At 53.4% G+C, this 15,648-nt stretch carries 16 protein-coding genes and 1 pseudogene; 10 read left to right on the forward strand and 7 right to left on the reverse strand.

Annotated features, from left to right (window positions below; all coding sequences use genetic code 11):
* Positions 1–382: 382 nt before the first annotated feature.
* Positions 383–1,759, reverse strand: coding sequence for a GGDEF domain-containing protein (locus CKW15_RS00900; protein ID WP_095151306.1), 1,377 nt, complete (start codon positions 1,757–1,759; stop codon positions 383–385).
* A 504-nt stretch (positions 1,760–2,263) separates the two neighbouring features.
* Here CKW15_RS00900 and CKW15_RS00905 point away from each other — a divergent pair.
* The 7 genes from CKW15_RS00905 to CKW15_RS00935 all read left to right on the forward strand — a co-directional run bounded on the left by CKW15_RS00905 (position 2,264) and on the right by CKW15_RS00935 (position 6,085).
* On the forward strand, positions 2,264–2,473 hold the full coding sequence (locus tag CKW15_RS00905; protein ID WP_095057769.1) for a hypothetical protein: 210 nt from the start codon (positions 2,264–2,266) through the stop codon (positions 2,471–2,473).
* 561 nt (positions 2,474–3,034) lie between these two features.
* Positions 3,035–3,229 (forward strand): hypothetical protein, encoded by a 195-nt coding sequence (locus tag CKW15_RS00910; RefSeq protein ID WP_095057768.1) that lies wholly within the window; start codon positions 3,035–3,037, stop codon positions 3,227–3,229.
* 176 nt (positions 3,230–3,405) lie between these two features.
* Positions 3,406–3,633: a hypothetical protein gene (locus CKW15_RS00915; RefSeq protein WP_095057767.1), complete on the forward strand. Its 228-nt coding sequence runs from the start codon at positions 3,406–3,408 to the stop codon at positions 3,631–3,633.
* Between the two features lie 30 nt (positions 3,634–3,663).
* Complete coding sequence (locus CKW15_RS28970) at positions 3,664–3,831, forward strand: EamA family transporter (protein WP_371856279.1); 168 nt, start codon at positions 3,664–3,666, stop codon at positions 3,829–3,831.
* 315 nt (positions 3,832–4,146) lie between these two features.
* Positions 4,147–4,689, forward strand: coding sequence for a DUF3455 domain-containing protein (locus tag CKW15_RS00925; RefSeq protein ID WP_095151308.1), 543 nt, complete (start codon positions 4,147–4,149; stop codon positions 4,687–4,689).
* 107 nt (positions 4,690–4,796) lie between these two features.
* Positions 4,797–5,363 carry a sigma-70 family RNA polymerase sigma factor gene (locus tag CKW15_RS00930; RefSeq protein WP_177450532.1) on the forward strand — a complete coding sequence of 189 codons (567 nt, stop codon included), beginning with the start codon at positions 4,797–4,799 and terminating at the stop codon, positions 5,361–5,363.
* The gene (locus tag CKW15_RS00935; protein ID WP_095151309.1) at positions 5,360–6,085 is read left to right on the forward strand and encodes an anti-sigma factor domain-containing protein; all 726 of its coding nucleotides are present in this window, start codon (positions 5,360–5,362) and stop codon (positions 6,083–6,085) included. Before CKW15_RS00930 ends, CKW15_RS00935 begins: the two co-directional genes overlap by 4 nt.
* Before the next feature lie 93 nt (positions 6,086–6,178).
* Here the strand turns inward: CKW15_RS00935 and CKW15_RS00940 are convergent, their stop codons facing one another.
* Complete coding sequence (locus CKW15_RS00940; protein ID WP_095151462.1) at positions 6,179–6,943, reverse strand: tetratricopeptide repeat protein; 765 nt, start codon at positions 6,941–6,943, stop codon at positions 6,179–6,181.
* Positions 6,944–7,610: 667 nt separating this feature from the next.
* Between CKW15_RS00940 and CKW15_RS28600 the strand changes: the two genes are divergently transcribed.
* A complete protein-coding gene (locus CKW15_RS28600; protein WP_256583017.1) occupies positions 7,611–8,213 on the forward strand; it encodes a DUF262 domain-containing protein in 603 nt (200 codons plus the stop codon).
* A 269-nt stretch (positions 8,214–8,482) separates the two neighbouring features.
* Positions 8,483–9,151 carry an MAE_28990/MAE_18760 family HEPN-like nuclease gene (locus CKW15_RS27820; protein ID WP_143498323.1) on the forward strand — a complete coding sequence of 223 codons (669 nt, stop codon included), beginning with the start codon at positions 8,483–8,485 and terminating at the stop codon, positions 9,149–9,151.
* A 438-nt stretch (positions 9,152–9,589) separates the two neighbouring features.
* On the opposite strand, the gene CKW15_RS00950 is transcribed toward CKW15_RS27820, so the two are convergent.
* Positions 9,590–10,750, reverse strand: a complete 1,161-nt coding sequence (locus CKW15_RS00950) for a PDZ domain-containing protein (protein ID WP_095151310.1) — start codon at positions 10,748–10,750, stop codon at positions 9,590–9,592.
* A gap of 203 nt (positions 10,751–10,953) precedes the next feature.
* Here CKW15_RS00950 and CKW15_RS00955 point away from each other — a divergent pair, with 203 nt between their 5' ends.
* Complete coding sequence (locus tag CKW15_RS00955; protein WP_095151311.1) at positions 10,954–12,069, forward strand: S1C family serine protease; 1,116 nt, start codon at positions 10,954–10,956, stop codon at positions 12,067–12,069.
* Positions 12,070–12,480: 411 nt separating this feature from the next.
* On the opposite strand, the gene CKW15_RS00960 is transcribed toward CKW15_RS00955, so the two are convergent.
* From CKW15_RS00960 to dctA, 4 genes and pseudogenes are all read right to left on the reverse strand, one after another.
* The gene (locus CKW15_RS00960) at positions 12,481–12,666 is read right to left on the reverse strand and encodes a tautomerase family protein (protein ID WP_095151312.1); all 186 of its coding nucleotides are present in this window, start codon (positions 12,664–12,666) and stop codon (positions 12,481–12,483) included.
* A gap of 75 nt (positions 12,667–12,741) precedes the next feature.
* Complete coding sequence (locus CKW15_RS00965) at positions 12,742–13,716, reverse strand: D-glycerate dehydrogenase (RefSeq protein ID WP_095151313.1); 975 nt, start codon at positions 13,714–13,716, stop codon at positions 12,742–12,744.
* An 88-nt stretch (positions 13,717–13,804) separates the two neighbouring features.
* Positions 13,805–14,173: pseudogene (locus CKW15_RS00970) on the reverse strand (isocitrate lyase/phosphoenolpyruvate mutase family protein); the annotation flags it as partial.
* 121 nt (positions 14,174–14,294) lie between these two features.
* Positions 14,295–15,602 carry a C4-dicarboxylate transporter DctA gene (dctA, locus tag CKW15_RS00975; protein ID WP_095057764.1) on the reverse strand — a complete coding sequence of 436 codons (1,308 nt, stop codon included), beginning with the start codon at positions 15,600–15,602 and terminating at the stop codon, positions 14,295–14,297.
* Positions 15,603–15,648: the final 46 nt, after the last annotated feature.

Consider the following 15,648-nt stretch of genomic DNA (forward strand, 5'->3'; position numbering starts at 1 on the left):
AACCAACAGGGCGAAGCCATTTCCCATAAAAGGTGCAACGCCATAAGACGCAACGAGTTGCACCCTATAGCTCATTTTCAAGAATCTTGAGTAGTACCCGTGCAGGTATTGTAAATGGGGGGTTGACAGGGCCAAGGCGCAACTGGGAGGATATATTCGCTGACAGGTAGAGAGGACTGAACCTTATATAAGAGTTCGAATCCCATCGCCTCCGCCATATTTGTACTGACAAAGCCCTGATTATTCAGGGCTTTGTCGTTTCTGGGATCGGGCAATCCGGTGTGCCGTCAGAGCGATCGTTTCCGCATCTTTCTGGCTATTTCCGAAAACCACTTCGCTCTCGAAGCGGGGAGCCGCAGATGTCGTCGAAAACGTATTAGCGTTAGTCACTCACATAGCGGTCACGGCCTTGCTGTTTGGCTTGGTAAAGCAGTTGATCGGCACGGATAAGCATGGCCTGAATGTTGTCTTCAGGCCCACGCCAAGCGGTGACACCTATGCTACAGGTGACGCCAATACGTGTTCCGGCATAGTCCAGCGTCGAGTCGCGCAGGATCTGCAACAAGCGCTCGGCCATCGTATGTGCGCCCGTCAAGTCGGTATTTGGGAGCAGGATGAGGAACTCTTCCCCGCCGATGCGGGCAACCAGGTCATGTTGACGCACAACCTGGTTAAGTAGCTGGGCAAAAAATTTCAGCACCTCATCTCCCCCGTCATGGCCGTAGGTATCATTGACCCGTTTGAAGTGGTCGATATCCAGCATCAATATGCTCAACGAACCGGGGGTGCGGATTACCCTGGCCAACTCCGCCTCTGCCAGTGCCATCGCCTCCCGTCGGTTGTACAATCCGGTAAGAAAGTCGCGGGTCGCCGCTCGATGCTGTATCCCGTAGGCGTCAATCAATTTCCCCGACAGCCAAATGATCAACAGCACACTGGCAAGCATGCCAACCAGCATTGACAACCCGAGACCATTCCAGCTCAGGAACAGTGACAGGAAACTCGGTGTCAGGATTTCACTATAGAACTGCAGATGCAGGGCATGTTGTGGGTCCTCTATGTCTCGGACAAAACGCTCCTGGCCTTGCTCCTCGGAAATGTGTGTCGTGGGCCAGTTGGCGGCTGTGACAGGAATCAGATCTGCCTTGTCGCCGGTGAAATGAATGTCGACATACAAGGGGGGTTCATGGCCGTGGCTCACAGCGACATGCACGATAAGCGCATCGACAAACGCCGGTCCGATCGCCGAGCGCGGCGGCAGTGGTAACGGCTGTAACCGGGTCTGTGTTTCCCGGATCACCGCGTTACGCCCGCTGCAGCTGTAGCCTAGAAGTTGTCGACTGGTCATCTGAATGCCGCCATTCGTCAGGCGCATTTGTGGTGCCAGCGGACTGGGCAAATCCGCTACGTGATTTATGGGTACTCGCGATGTGTACTGAGTGAGCTCTTCGATACCTTCAGTCAGGGTCTTTGTAGCGCGCCGCTGCTCGGCAATAGAGTGGTCTGGCAGACACCCGGTCGGTAGGGGATTTGCCCGAAGCAGTGAAAGTTGCAGTTCATGGGTCGCCAGTTGGCGTACCAAAGTGTCATAGCCCCAGCTGCTTCGATGAGCCAGCAATGCTTGCTGCCCCTCCAATAGCAGAGCGCGCTGACGGTGATAGCGGTCGGCCACCCCGATAACGGCGATAACGATCAAGATTGTCCCTATAATCCAGCTGCCAACCTTGACGGCGCGCGCAGACTCGATCACCCACCTCATGATTGCCTCTCCAAAATGGCATTTGGGGAAACCTGTCTTGCGCTCCTGTTACCAAGCATCTGACCTCCTGCTCTCGCCAATGGGCTCATTGGTTGCAGCATAGGCACGGCGCAGGGTTCTCACTTCAAATTATTGTCCTTTGGCTGTACTGACGACCAGCGACCGACCGTTTGTGGACGGTAGAATTCAACCTGATGCGACAGGGTAACTTTGGGTCGACTGCAGCGCTTCGCGAAGGCAACAACAGCCAATAGCGCCACGCTCGTCCCTTGCACCCCATATTGGGGACTGAAAAGACCTAATCCATTGCTTTAAAAGAAATACCATCACTATTGATGGTGGCAAAAAATACATTTTTTTGTGATTTCGCAAACGATAATCCGCGGCTTCCAGCGGAGGTTTTGCGCACAACAATCCTCTCTCCCTGCCAACTTTTTGCCCCTTCCCCTACCCGCCCCGATCAACACCCGCTGCTACGCTAAAATCTCCACGGAGGATTTCGCTTTGCCAAACTCTGACCTGCTCCCTTCCCTGCTCTACAAGCTCAACGAAAACCAGCTCGCCCTGGAAGCCGCCATCATGGAGCTTTCGAATTGGGTCGAGCAGAGCGGATCGGCCGACGTTGCTGACAACGTGCGTGACGCCCTGGAAGTCATCGATAGGAATGAAGAGTTCATCAAAATGACGCTCGCCGTGATGATGGCGCCGGAGTGATTACTATCGACTGCAGCCCTTCGCACAGGCATCAGATGTCCAATAGCGACCTACCGTGGCCCCGCGCCTCCAATGTAACCGTGACTTTCTCCTGACAAAAAATCCGGCGCCAGGCGGGACTCTATGGTTAAGCTATACGCTTCACGCATGGAGAGCATTTATGAAGTACACAACAATTATTCTGGCTACCGCTTTACTAGGTGGATGCTCCTCGTACAGTGAGCGCGGTACCGGTGAAGGCGGAAGAGAAATAACCAACAAGGGCTACACCGTCCGTTGTGATGCAACGCCGGCCAATCAGCCAGGTTGCTACACGCCACCACCATCGTGGTCTTGGTGGCCCTCAAACAACATAAAGTTTAAATTGGGCGCAAACTGACGCGTTCCTCACATCCTACAATGATGACGCCGGATTGATTTTGCAGTATCAAAGCTTGGGATGCCGCGCAATTCAACACAATCCGCCCATCGCAGTAGTGAGTCACCGATTCAACGCTGGTATTCTCGCCGCCACGTTCGCCAGGCATTAAGGGGTGCGGGCGAAAATAGCCAAATCCTGCCCTGCTCCCTGCCCGACTGTTCAAACTCAATGAAAACCAGCTCGCCCTCGAAGCCGCCATCATGGAGCTTTCGAACTGGGTCAAGCAGCACGGATCGACGGCCGTCGCCGACAACGTGCGCGGCGCCCTGGAAGCCATCGACAAGAAAGAAGAATTCATCAAGATGACGCTCACGGTGATGATGGCGCCGGTGTGACAGTAATCGGCAAAGCAGCCATTCGCATACGGGCTCTTCACGGCACAGATCAAGCGGGGGCGATGGTCAAAACGGCCTACAGTGAAAATTGGTACCTGAGGTGCTGGATATGTGCTCTAGGAATTCACCACCGTCCGTTAGGATCTCAGCTCACTAACGGAACAGGAGTGCGGTTCGTGAGCAAGTACAGTTCAAGCGTCGACAGCGTTCCCAAGGGCATATTGCTAATCAGCGCTGCTGTATTTCTCCTTTCTCTGGCCGATGCAGCGGTCAAATATTTTAGCGCCAGACTACCGCTCTGGCAGTTGTTCCTCATCGTTTCCTGTCTGTCGGTTCCCACTCTTGGAGCCTGGCTAGGCAGGGACATCAAATCGGGTCGACACGCAATTGCTTCGGTGTTTTAGGTGACAACCAGGAGCATTCTGCTGTTGTTAATGTGGGTAACGTACTACTCGGCATTACCGTTGATACCGTTATCAGTGGCTGCCCTGGCAATCTACACGACTCCCCTTTTCATAGCGCTTTTCTCCACACTTTACGGAGTTGAGCCATTATCACTGCGTGGCTGGGTGGCGATGGGAATAGGTTTCATGGGTGTCTAGAAAATCCGGGGCGATTCACCTAGACAGAATCGAGCGTCAGTTTTGGGTCGACTTCTGCCGGTCATGAAAGGCAGAAACCGGCCAATAACGAACGCTCGATTACAACCAATTCACCTGCTGAGGCGCTAAGGCAGCCCAATGGCGTGCTCATGCAGACGACGCAGATGGAATTCGTCGAGGAGGTCGTTCGCTGGAAAACCAGTGAGCTGCCGCACTGATATTTTTTCAATCAGCTGCATCCGGTCGGTCTTCTGGCGGGTAGTACAGATAGTAGCCACAGCGCTGCTGAACTGATCACCTTTCTGGAGAGAAGGCATGAACGCTAAACGAATGCTCTGCATTGTCAGCACTACGCTGGCTGCAACCTGCTTGTTGGGCACAACGCCCACTGCCTACGCGCAAACAGATCTGCCCGACAGCATCAAGGTCCCGGACGGTCATAAGATCGCGCTGGAAACCGTGGGGACGGGCGAAATCACCTATGAGTGTCGCGACAAGGCTAACGCCGCTGGCCAGACCGAATGGACGTTCGTCGGCCCCAAAGCGGTACTCAGTGACCGCAGCGGCAAACAGGTTGGCACTTACTTCGGGCCGCCTGCTACCTGGCAAGCCAAAGACGGCTCGAAAATTACCGGGACGCAACTGGCAGTTGCCCCCTCAAGTACTGGCGACCTCCCTTATCAGTTGGTAAAGGCCAATCCGGCTGAAGGTAAAGGCGCTATGAGCGGTCTCAGTTATGTCCAGCGTGTGGCCGTTAAAGGGGGTGTGGCGCCCATGACAGAGTGCTCCGCCGCAAATAAAGGCAAACGGGAGGTCGTGCAATATCAGGCGGATTATATTTTCTGGGCCGCAAAATAAGTCGCAGGTACGGAGCAGGTTGTCAGCACACAAAGTCGTCTACGCTGCTCCCATGGAACCCCGGCCTTCGGGCTGGGGTATTGACCTCACGCTGACGGCTGAAAACCTTGTCCTTGCCTGAATCCCTTTTTGACTATGAGGCCTGCCTGATTGCTTGCGCCCGAGGCGAGCAACTGGCACTGCGCAACTTATATGAGCAGGAAAGTGCGCGTCTTCTAGGGGTTGCCAAGCGAATCGCTCGCGATGACGCCCTAGCCGAAGATATCGTGCACGATGTCTTTATCAGGATATGGACCCGTGCCGCCAGTTTCGATCCGCAACGAGGCTCCGCGCGTGGCTGGATCTTCAGCGTGACGCGGCATTTGGCGCTCAACTTCATGCGTGATACCGCCAGGGAGGTACACGTCAGCGAGCAAAGCGAAATGGCGCAGCAAGCGTCAGCCTCCATGGAGACATCGCGAGAGAGTATGGATCGCTTCGATTTTCAGGCCCGCTCAGGGCGTATTTACAGTTGCCTTGAGCAACTGGAACCAGTGCGGCGTAACTGCATACTTCATGCGTATGTAGACGGCTATTCGCACTCGGAAATAGCGCGAAAGCTGGATGCCCCATTGGGGACTGTCAAAGCCTGGATCAAGCGCAGTCTTGTGGCATTGCGCGAGTGCATGGGATGAGCATAAACCCGGAGGGTGAAAGCCCCGACCGCATTGACGAACTGGCCAGTGAGTATGTGTTAGGCACCTTGCCAGCCGAGCAACGCATCGAGGTACAAAAGCGTCTCTCTCAGGACGCCGATTTGCGCGCGGCTGTGGACGCGTGGGAACAGCGGTTGCTTGCCTTGACCGAACTGGTTGAACCGAAAACACCCACTCCACTGCTCTGGGGGCGAATCGAGCGCAGCTTGAACAGCAATGACCGGCGTGCGCCACGGGTGACCGCCGCTACGCAGCAAGTCTCATGGTGGAACCTTGTACCTTTATGGCGTGGGCTCGCGGCAGCAGGTTTTGTCTCAACCTTATTGCTCGGAACAATTCTGCTGACACGCACTGCTCCGGATACCACCTACGTGGTTGTTCTGGTGGCTCCGCAGAACCAGGCGCCCGGCTGGGTCATTCAGGCGAGCAACCCAAGGGAAATCCAGCTGATACCGTTAGGGGTAGCGCAAGTCCCAAGCGACAAAGTACTTGAGTTCTGGACCAAAGCGGATGGTTGGCAAGGGCCGGTATCCCTTGGGTTGGTCAAACCCGGGCAAACGCTTTCTGTCCCTTTGGATAAATTGCCAGCACTGGAACCCAATCAGCTTTTTGAGCTGACCTTGGAAAACCCCAACGGCTCGCAGACTGGCAAACCCACAGGACCGGTACAGTTCATTGGTCGGGCGGTCAAAGTGATTTGATGAACATATCGTGACCTGGCTTTCGATTTTTACTTTGGATCAACTTAGTTACTGCGACAGGCAGAAATCGGCCAGAAGTGGACACTCAGAAACTCAACCGCGAACCAGGTAGGCCCCTGAGGGAACTCGATATCGAAGCTTCTTGCATTTGCCGGGTGCAGGCTGATGCCCCGGAGGACGATCAGGAAACCAAATTCGGCATTTGCCCGGAGGTGGCATATGGCCGCGGGGAATATCAACCTCAGCGTACGCTCGCACTGGCTCGACATTAGCCATTTGCAATTTTCCTTCGGGCCCGGCAATGCCAGCTGTTGGTGCATCCGAAACCCGATCTGCCTCTGCGCTAGCGAAGTTGCCAGCGTCGCGTCCAGTGTCCGGAGTGGATTGCTCAACAACAGCCATTTCCTCTTCGCGGCGCCTTTGGGTCTCCTCTTCCAGCCCCTTCTGTACTGCGACCAGGTCCTCTTTGGCATTGGGTGGGGTACCCGAAGATTGGGCCTGTTGCGCCGCCTGGATCAGTTGGAAGTTACGGTTGCGCAACTCGACGTTGCGACCCACTCGCATGTTCGAGCGCGCCGCCAAGGTTTCAGCCTGCTGGTACTGCCCCTGCTGAAGACGCAACACACCGAGGTAATGCAGCGTTGCGGGATTGTTCGGCTGGATATGCAGAGCACGCTCCAACGTGGCGGCGGCCTGGTCCAGTTGGCCATTTTCATACTGCCGCGAGGCTGTTTCGATCAGGGTGGTTGATGCGCTGTTGCTTTGCGCGGGCGCTCTTCGCTCGGCAGCGACGGAACAAAACGACGCGACGGCGCAGAACACCAGGATGAGGCCCGGCAGAAAACTCTTGGTTGGCATCAGGGGGCTGACTCGACTGAACTCGGACGGCACTGCCGTAAAAACGGCCACAGCGCTGTTCGGCATTTCCGATACAGGGCCGCTATTGACCTGGCCAATACCCTGAAGTTCCTGCCGCAACGGCCGTCGCAACCAGTATCATTTTTTACCACCCCAACATCTAAACATGATCTGTTGCTGCACTTCACGCGGGGCAGAAAACGGCCATTTGCAGCCCTTCGCGTAAGGCAGAAATCAACCAAAAGTGACCGGCAAAAATCGGCCAGAAGCGAACATTCCCCACAAGCTCAGGTGAGAGGGTACTCGTAACGTGTGCGGCAAATCATCTGACGGGACTGACTGGCATGGCGCCCAATCCCAATAGTAACCAGCGGACGACCTCAGTCGCCCGTCGACAGGAGATGCAGGCCCCGGTAATGTTACTCACCAACCGAAAGCTCACCACATAACTTAGGGAGTTTTGGCGCCCTGAGAGAATACTCAGCTATAAGGAATTTATGGACAGCACAGCAATTCAATCACAGCTAGATGCAAATCGACGATCCGTATCTTTTGATAGCTACGATGTCACTGTCAGACAGCTTTACGACATGATCTCGGAAGACATTATTGATGTTACACTGAATATCAAAAACACTTCGTCTGGAATCAGGAAAGACAATCTCAGTTGATTGAGTCGATTTTGCTAGGGATTCCGGCTCCAAGCTTGTTTATGGCCACAAATAAGGATTCTACTTGGGAGGTCATTAATGGTCTTCAGAGGCTGACAACAATTGTAAATTTTATTGGCAACACAGACGCAATTGAAAAAATCAGTGAAGGCTGTAAGCCATTGCAATTAAAGGGCCTCGATAAGCTTGACACATTAAATGGATTGAAATTTGACCAAATTCCAAAATCCATCCAGCTTATGTTTATGACGTGCCCAATAAGGATTACCGTTCTAAACGACCGAAGTGATTTCGATCTTCGCTTTGATCTTTTTGAGCGACTGAATACCGGCGGAGTTATTCTCCACCCCCAGGAAATTAGAAACTGCGTGTATTTAGGCCCGTTTAATCAGTTCATACGGGAATGCTCAAAGTTTCCATCATTCAAAAACTCGGTAAAGGTTGGCACTAACGCTGAAAAGAATGGGAATCTTGAAGAGCTGGTTTTAAAGTTTTTCGCATATTACGAAAGTCGCGACCAGTTTGTGCATAGCGTAAAAGGATTCCTCAATGACTACATGACACAAAAAACACAAACTTTCAAAATAAAAAAGAGCTAAAATCGTTATTCGAATCGACGTTTACTCTGATAGAAAAAATGCTGCCCGATGGGGTTGTTCGGTCGAACAGGAAAAACACTACCCCGTTGATTCTCTTTGAAGCCATAGCCATAGGGGTCGCTGATGCCTTGAAGGGTGGCACGGTGGTTGACGCCCAGAAGCTTAAAGATCTGTTAGATAATAAAACTCTGACAACACTAACAACGGGAGCAACTAACAGCAGAAAAAACTGCTTGAAAGAATAAAGTTTGTAAGGGATAACGTACAATATGCCTTTCGAGGGTGTGAGAGTTTTATCTAGAGAGCGACTGGCAGAAGTCCAGCAACTTTTAAATCATATTGTCTCTTTAGAGCCAGTCGATGTAACTACCCCTCACCCGCCAGAAGTAAAAATATTGCGAGGTTTTTCCTACGTACACCTTTACGCCGCCCTCGAAAAAAGCATTAATAAAGTTGTGCAGTTGACTTTAAGGCTGATCGCCTCACACAACACTCCTGCCAAGGACTACAAACTTAGCTTTGGAAGTGTGGCCGCTCGCGGACGGCTTCAAGCGTTTAAGGGTTGTAGATATAAGGCATATAACGATAATGCATCCTCGATATTTTCCAGTCTGGAATCGAACGAGATCATGAATATCGATGAGTTTCAATTTTCAGATGTGTTAATGAACGTATGGACAAACTCCATATTGGAGGTTTTTAATTCCTTTGGAATTTCAAGCTTCGTAGTGGAACCGCGAGTGCGCACTACGATAGATGAGCTCGTAGAAAATCGAAACAAAGTGGCTCATGGGCGCGAAAGTGCATTAGTGGCAGGGGAAAGGCATCGATCAAAAATTTTGCGGGACAAATTTTCAATTGTCACAAGTTTAATAGATTCCGTCATTGCTCATCTCGAAGATTTTTACAACACCAGAGCCTTTTTAAGAGTGAATTAACGAGGCGCTGAATTGCGCTTGGTCCCAAATGCTTCTGGCTGCCTGCGTTTTACCGAATTCTGCCGAAGTCGACTGTCCACTTTGGGTTGGACGCAGCCTTTCCTGACATGTGGTTACGACCTAAGCACTGCGAGTAGTGGAAATCGACCCGTCTGGTTAGATGAGCATGACTTCGGGACGGTTCGCAGGTAGACAGGCGTTAGATTTGAAGATTTGCAAAGTATCACGCAAGCCGCGAGTGGGGGCTCACACGGCGGTTCCGCAATTTGTTAGGGCCGAGGTTTGAAAACTCAAAAAACTCCATTTCAGTGCAAGAAAGGAGCAAGACGCCCGACAAATACCGAGCACGCCAGACACAGCGCTTGATGTAGCACCGATTGGATCAAGCGCGTAATTGCATCCGTGCGATTTGAGAAGCTGCGGATGCCTGGGGTCATTTCAAGGCCAGTCAACGATGACCGCCTGCGGATCCCCCTGACGCAACTGGTTCAGTTCAGCGTCTGCCTTGGCTTGAGTCGGATGACAGAACTCAAAGGCATTCTGGGTTTTTCCGGTCGGCCCTCTAGCCTCGGCCATGCAAACAACCGCACCTGGTGCACAAACGGCAGAGTTGAGTGTGAAATTCCCCCAAACGCCAGGCTGTTCCTGTTTCACTTTGGCGATGTAGCTCTTCAGCGAGGGTTGCATGTCGTTCGCTGCGCCGGCGATCAATTTGACCGGGCTAATGGTCGCGCCATAAGAATGCTGCGTGGACACCGCTGCGGTGCAATAGAGCGCGTTGGCCAATGGCGTAGCCGTTGCGCCGTTTGCCGGCACAGGCGTCACTGACACCTGGGTTCCTCCAGGGCCCACGACAACTGGCACGATGCTAAACGCCTCGCCCCGCCAAACCTTCAGATTGGCCCGCGAACCGATGGCGACTTTGGCGAGTTCGACTCTGAAATCGATTGAATCAGCGATCGCCTTGTTATCGACGGCCACGATTATGTCCTGCGGCAATATGCCTGCCTGTTGAGCACCGCTACCCGGAACTGTCGCCAGCACTACCACACCTGCCGGAGGCTGTGACAAGGCCATCGCCCGCTGCGGATCGATCGTGTCCATGCTTATGCCGACCCTGCCGCGAGGCAAATTGGAGGACTGGCAGTGCTTCTCAAGCCATACCGGGCTGGCCGCTTCTTTACGAGCATTGCCGACCTGCTTCATCACTGGTTCAGCACTCGCTTGGTACATCGGCACCTCGCTGAGAGCCATCTCAATGTAATCGCACGACTTGGAGCGATACCGTTCCGGCGTTTCCCGCGTGACCAGTTTTTGCAGGTCAATGGGTGGCATACCTTGTGGCGCGGCAACCGTGGAGGTCGCAGGGGAAACGCTGGCGGAGTCCGCAGTGGCCACCGAAGAAACGACGTAGGCACCGGCCGCGACGCCGACGGCGGTGGTCACTACGCTAGTGTCCAGTCCCGCCGGCATCGGCAGCAGCATCGCGCCGAATAGCGCGGCATCGCCTAGCCCCCCATCAGAGGCGCAACCCGTCAGGCTGGAGAGAGACAATGCGCAGGCAAAGCGAGTGGTTGACTTGAAGACATGTGCAAGCATTTCGCTTCCCTGTGATGAGTTCGAACGGATCGTGCCGCATCATGGCAAAGTGCCGCCAAGTTGTATATCGCGCGGAGGGGTGGCCGAATGCCACTCGTCCAATTGCAGCTTTCGGCGGATTTCTGAACCCGGCGTTGGACAGCATGATGGCCAAACGCTAACTTGCTCGAACTTGTCTCAGCGCCCCAGCATCAGGGAAGACCATGTCGACTAAACGCTTTGCCTTAACGCTTGCTCTGCTCCCGCTGCTGGCATCGTGTGTCAATCCTATGTACAGCGCTGCGGAGCGTGCTGAGACAGCGGAGTACCTGCGAAAGACAAAAGACCCTGCGACCTACTTCGCAATGGATTGTGAAACTTTCCTGGCGACCAAAAGAGGCTGGGAGCAATATCCCAACATGGCGAACGATCCCGTTAACCTGGTGATTCAGCAAGTAGCGACACAACGCAATTGCTCTGTCAGCAGCCCTCCTGCTTCAGTTGCGACTACGGTTCCAGGCATTGCCACGCTGTCAGAGGCAACGACTGTACCGGTGGCCAATCAGACGGGAACTCTAGGTTTACACGTCACCGCCGTTACACCCACAGTGGCCAAGCAGTTCGGTTTACCCTCGGCCAGCGGTGTGTTGGTCTTGGGGCCAAAGCCAGGATCCGGCGGGGAAAAGGCAGGTATGCTGGCCGGCGATATCGTTTTGCAAATCGCAGGTACGCCGGTCAACAGCCCGGCAGAACTAGATGCCGTTACCAGTCGTATTCGACCTGGCTTCTCGGCTCCATTAAAGGTGTGGCGTTACCGGGCCAACATCGACGTGCTGGTTGAAATCAGCGGTCCAGCGGATACCGTAAAAGGGGCAGTTCCTCAGCTTCCAGTCGCCGCTGCACCGACGCCAAGAACACCTGAGATAGCTCCCGATGCAGCCCCTGTCAGCAGCGCGACAAACAGTTCATTCTGCTTTGCCCTGTTCGAGGCCAGACAAAACCAAGGGTTGGGCGATTATCCTTCGAGGGGAATCATTAGCCAGATATGGCAGGGGCCGGGACTCAGTAGCACACCGGCTCGCGTCGCTATGCCCGAGTTCCAGGCATTTACCCGATCCCAAGGTTATGACGTGGAAATGCAACCGATGTTCTGCCAGAACATCAGTTCCATTGAGCAATGCCAATCGCTGGGTTCTGAAGACTTCCTACTGACCATGCGAAGCTTTTCCTCGGTGGTCAATTGCGCAGATACCTTGCAGGGTGCAGAAGCCGTGCGCGCCCAAATGCTCAAGCAATGGCCTTTCCTTCAAGCCTCGACTTGGCGACCTGTTGGCAGGTAGATCACCAGCACTCGACACTTTGATGCGTTTAATCAAGGGTTGGTGTACCCCGCCTACGGGGAGAAAGTTCTGCACCCTATGATGTGAGCAGTTCTGAGCGGTTTCCGTTCATACCGTTAGCTCAGGTTCAATTTGATCACGGCCCACGTTGACCGGTGTTCGATCCGGAGATTCTGGTAATCCTCTGGAGGCCTTGCGGATCAAGGCCTGCGAGGTCTTTCAGAAAACAACCATAGGTGAGGATTTAGAAGCGATCTGCGATTCTCCTGGTTGTTGGCACCTGTGAAACTGGCACAGTCAGGGCAATGAACCGACTGAACTGCTTCTTAACATGAGCCGAGATATCACAGCCTTCTAAGCTGTTATGCCGAATGCAGGGGTGCTAACGAACCAGTATCGATGTCGTACCACTCACCGATCACAAAAACGAATCCCCCCCTTCGCTTTCAAGTGGCTCGGTGCCTCGACAATTTGCACCGTCACGATTTCTGCCGGTATTTCGTAGCTTTCCACCACGGCCTCGGTGATCTTTTTCAAAAGCAGATGTTGCTGCTCTACAGTCTTACCGGCGGCGGCATAGACGATGACTTGCGGCATATTGGTTTCCTTCAATTCAACAGAGTGGTTAGCGCTGTGGGCCCGACGATCCACAAGAAGTCAGCGACTCGGTTATCACTGACGTAACGCTTGCGAATTAACGAGATCCCGAGGCCACTGACCTTCGAGCCCCACCAGCAAGTTGTCCAAGGCACGCTTGGCCATTGCGTCGCGGGTGTCATTTGTTGCCGAGCCAATGTGAGGGACCGTAACGACGTTTTTCAGCTTAAAAAGCCTGGAATCTGTTAGTGGCTCTTTCACGTAGACATCCAGGCCAGCGCCCCGAATCGTCTTTTCCTCAAGCGCTTGGATGAGCGCGTCCTGATCAACCACCGGACCACGAGAAACGTTGATCAAAATGCCCTCTGCCCCGATCAGCGCCAGCTCTTTTTGGCCGATGAGGTTTCTCGTCTCTGCGGTCAATGGCACGACCGGACAGACAAAATCAGACTCGCTTAACAGCTGTTCCTGCGGGACAAATCTTGCGCCGAGCTCTTGCTCCAGCTGTGGTTTACGAGTTTTGCCGCTGTACAAGATATTCATGCCGAAGCCGAAACGTCCTCTGCGAGCGATGGCCTCTCCGATTTTGCCCAGGCCGATAATGCCCAAGGTCTTTCCATGCACATCACATCCAAAATGGGAGGCGTCGATTGTTTTTGACCAATTCCCATCTTTTGTCCAAGCATCAAGCTCTGGGATACGTCTCGCTGTGGCGAGGATCAGGGCAAAAGCGAGATCGGCAGTGGTTTCGTTCAGCACATCTGGTGTATTGGTCAACATGATCCCTTTGCTATTGAGATAGCTGAGATCATAGTTGTCGTAACCCACCGAAATGCTGGAGATGATTTCAAGGTTTTTAGCCGACGCCAGCTCAACTTCACCCAGACGACGATTCCCACCGATCAGTCCATGAGCGTTGGGAAGGGCTGCTTCAAACTGAGCATCCATGTCACCAATCTCTGGGCTCATGATGACGATGTCGTACTTATCTGCGTAAGGCTCTAGCATGCTGGGTGAGACTCGGCTGAAGGCCAGGATTGTCTTTTTCATGACGCTTTATTCCACCTGCCTCAAGTTCAATTGGCGCCGTTATCTGACTTCAAATAGGTTTTTGCCCATTCGCGGTAGTTGTCCGAAAGTGTGTATTTTGAAAGCAGCTCAGCGTCAGGGCGGCAACGCCGGCCTTCTGTAACTCCGTGACTGTTCGCATCACATTGAGCGCGTTTCCGAATCCATGGTCGGCATCCCCAATGATTGGGATTTGACTGGCGCGTCCGACCCTGGAAACCTGCTCTGCATACTCATCGAGCGTGAGTAACGAGATGTCCGGGGCACCAAGCACCTGGAACGAGGCGACCGATCCACCCTGGATAGCGACTTCAAAGCCAAGGTCAGAAGCCATTCGAACAGAGATCGGATCGAACACCGATGCTGCAAATTTACAGACGGCGCCATGAAGCAAATCACTGAACGCCTGTCTTAGTTCATGATGAGATCGCTCAATCATTTTTCTGCTCCATCACATTTCAACTGAGTACATCGCTGAATCGTCCTGCGAGAACGAGACATAAATTGGCTACCGGTCATTGCGCCCTATTCGAAGAGGAATGACCGGCAAGCGATGCCGACTACTTTTGCGCTACCAGGGCTTTACGCTCTGCCTTTTCGTTTTTCATTGCAGTAATTTCACGCTCGCAGGCCTCGACATCGAACGAGTTGTCCCACTTGGCAATCGCGATGGTGCCGATACCGTTGCCGATCAGGTTGGTCACGGCTCGCGCTTCGTTGAGGAATCGGTCAATGCCCAAAAGCAGGACAAGGCCTACCAGCGGAATTGAGTGGATGGTTGTGAGCGTTGCCGCCAAGGTGATGAATCCGGCACCCGCTACCCCCGCAGAACCTTTCGAGGTCAGCAAAAAGACGCCCAACAGGATCATCTGATCCACAAATGTCAGCGGTGTATTGGTTGCCTGCGCGATGAAAATCGCCGCCATGGTGAGGTAGATGCAGGTGCCATCCGCATTGAAGGCATATCCAGTTGGTAGCACCATGCCCACCACTGACTTCTTGCAACCCAGTTTTTCAAGTTTCACCATCATTCGCGGAAGCACGGCTTCGGTTGAGCAGGTGCCAAGCGTGATGAGAATTTCATCTTTGAAATAACGAAGAAATTGCATGAGCGGCATGCCCGACCATCTAGCAACTGTGCCCAGCACTACCACGATGAAAATCAAGGTCGTGATGTAGAGCGCGACCAGCAACTGGCCCAGTGACAGCAACGTACCAATCCCGTATTTGCCAATGGTAAAAGCCATGCCGGCACCGGCACCAATCGGGGCCAGACGCATTACCATTGCCACGATCTTGAACAGCCCTTGCAGAAACAGATCGATGGTATTGATCAGCGGCTTGCTGGTTTCACCCATTTGAACCAGAGCAACACCCATCAAGACCGACAGCAAGATGACCTGAAGCATGACGCCATTCGAAAACGCGCCGATGAAGGTGTGCGGGATGATGTTAAGAAAGAACTCAACGGTGCCGCCCTGCTCACTCGCGGCCTGGCTGTACTTGTTGATTGCACTGGCGTCCAGCGTGGTAGCGTTGATATTCATCCCAACGCCTGGCTTTGCGATATTGACCACAATGAGGCCAATGACCAGCGCAATGGTTGAAAGGATTTCAAAGTAGAGCAGCGCTTTGACGCCAATCCGCCCAACTTCTTTGATGCTGCCCATCTTGGCAATACCAACGACGACGGTACCGAAAATAATGGGCGCCAACAGCATCTTGATCAGTTTGATAAAGCCATCAGCAAAAGGCTGGAGCTTGGCTCCGATATCGGGGACGAAGTAACCGATTGCGGCACCGATCACAATGCCGATCAGCACCTGCACATAGAGCTGGCTGTACCAGCGGGACTTGGAGATTTCCACGGAAGCACCTCATTTTATTTTTGTGATGGGCGTGTGGCGTGGCGTC

The sequence above is a fragment of the Pseudomonas sp. Irchel s3b5 genome (genome assembly GCF_900187435.1).
Classification (GTDB): Bacteria; Pseudomonadota; Gammaproteobacteria; order Pseudomonadales; family Pseudomonadaceae; genus Aquipseudomonas.

Bases quoted from the DNA above. Each gene is read 5' to 3' on its own strand.
- CKW15_RS00925 (WP_095151308.1), top strand. From the start codon at position 4,147: ATGAACGCTAAACGAATGCTCTGCATTGTCAGCACTACGCTGGCTGCA.
- CKW15_RS28970 (WP_371856279.1), top strand. From the start codon at position 3,664: ATGTGGGTAACGTACTACTCGGCATTACCGTTGATACCGTTATCAGTG.
- CKW15_RS27820 (WP_143498323.1), top strand. From the start codon at position 8,483: ATGCCTTTCGAGGGTGTGAGAGTTTTATCTAGAGAGCGACTGGCAGAA.
- CKW15_RS00955 (WP_095151311.1), top strand. From the start codon at position 10,954: ATGTCGACTAAACGCTTTGCCTTAACGCTTGCTCTGCTCCCGCTGCTG.
- CKW15_RS00960 (WP_095151312.1), bottom strand. From the start codon at position 12,666: ATGCCGCAAGTCATCGTCTATGCCGCCGCCGGTAAGACTGTAGAGCAG.
- CKW15_RS00935 (WP_095151309.1), top strand. From the start codon at position 5,360: ATGAGCATAAACCCGGAGGGTGAAAGCCCCGACCGCATTGACGAACTG.
- CKW15_RS00965 (WP_095151313.1), bottom strand. From the start codon at position 13,716: ATGAAAAAGACAATCCTGGCCTTCAGCCGAGTCTCACCCAGCATGCTA.
- CKW15_RS00940 (WP_095151462.1), bottom strand. From the start codon at position 6,943: ATGCCAACCAAGAGTTTTCTGCCGGGCCTCATCCTGGTGTTCTGCGCC.
- CKW15_RS00900 (WP_095151306.1), bottom strand. From the start codon at position 1,759: ATGAGGTGGGTGATCGAGTCTGCGCGCGCCGTCAAGGTTGGCAGCTGG.
- CKW15_RS00950 (WP_095151310.1), bottom strand. From the start codon at position 10,750: ATGCTTGCACATGTCTTCAAGTCAACCACTCGCTTTGCCTGCGCATTG.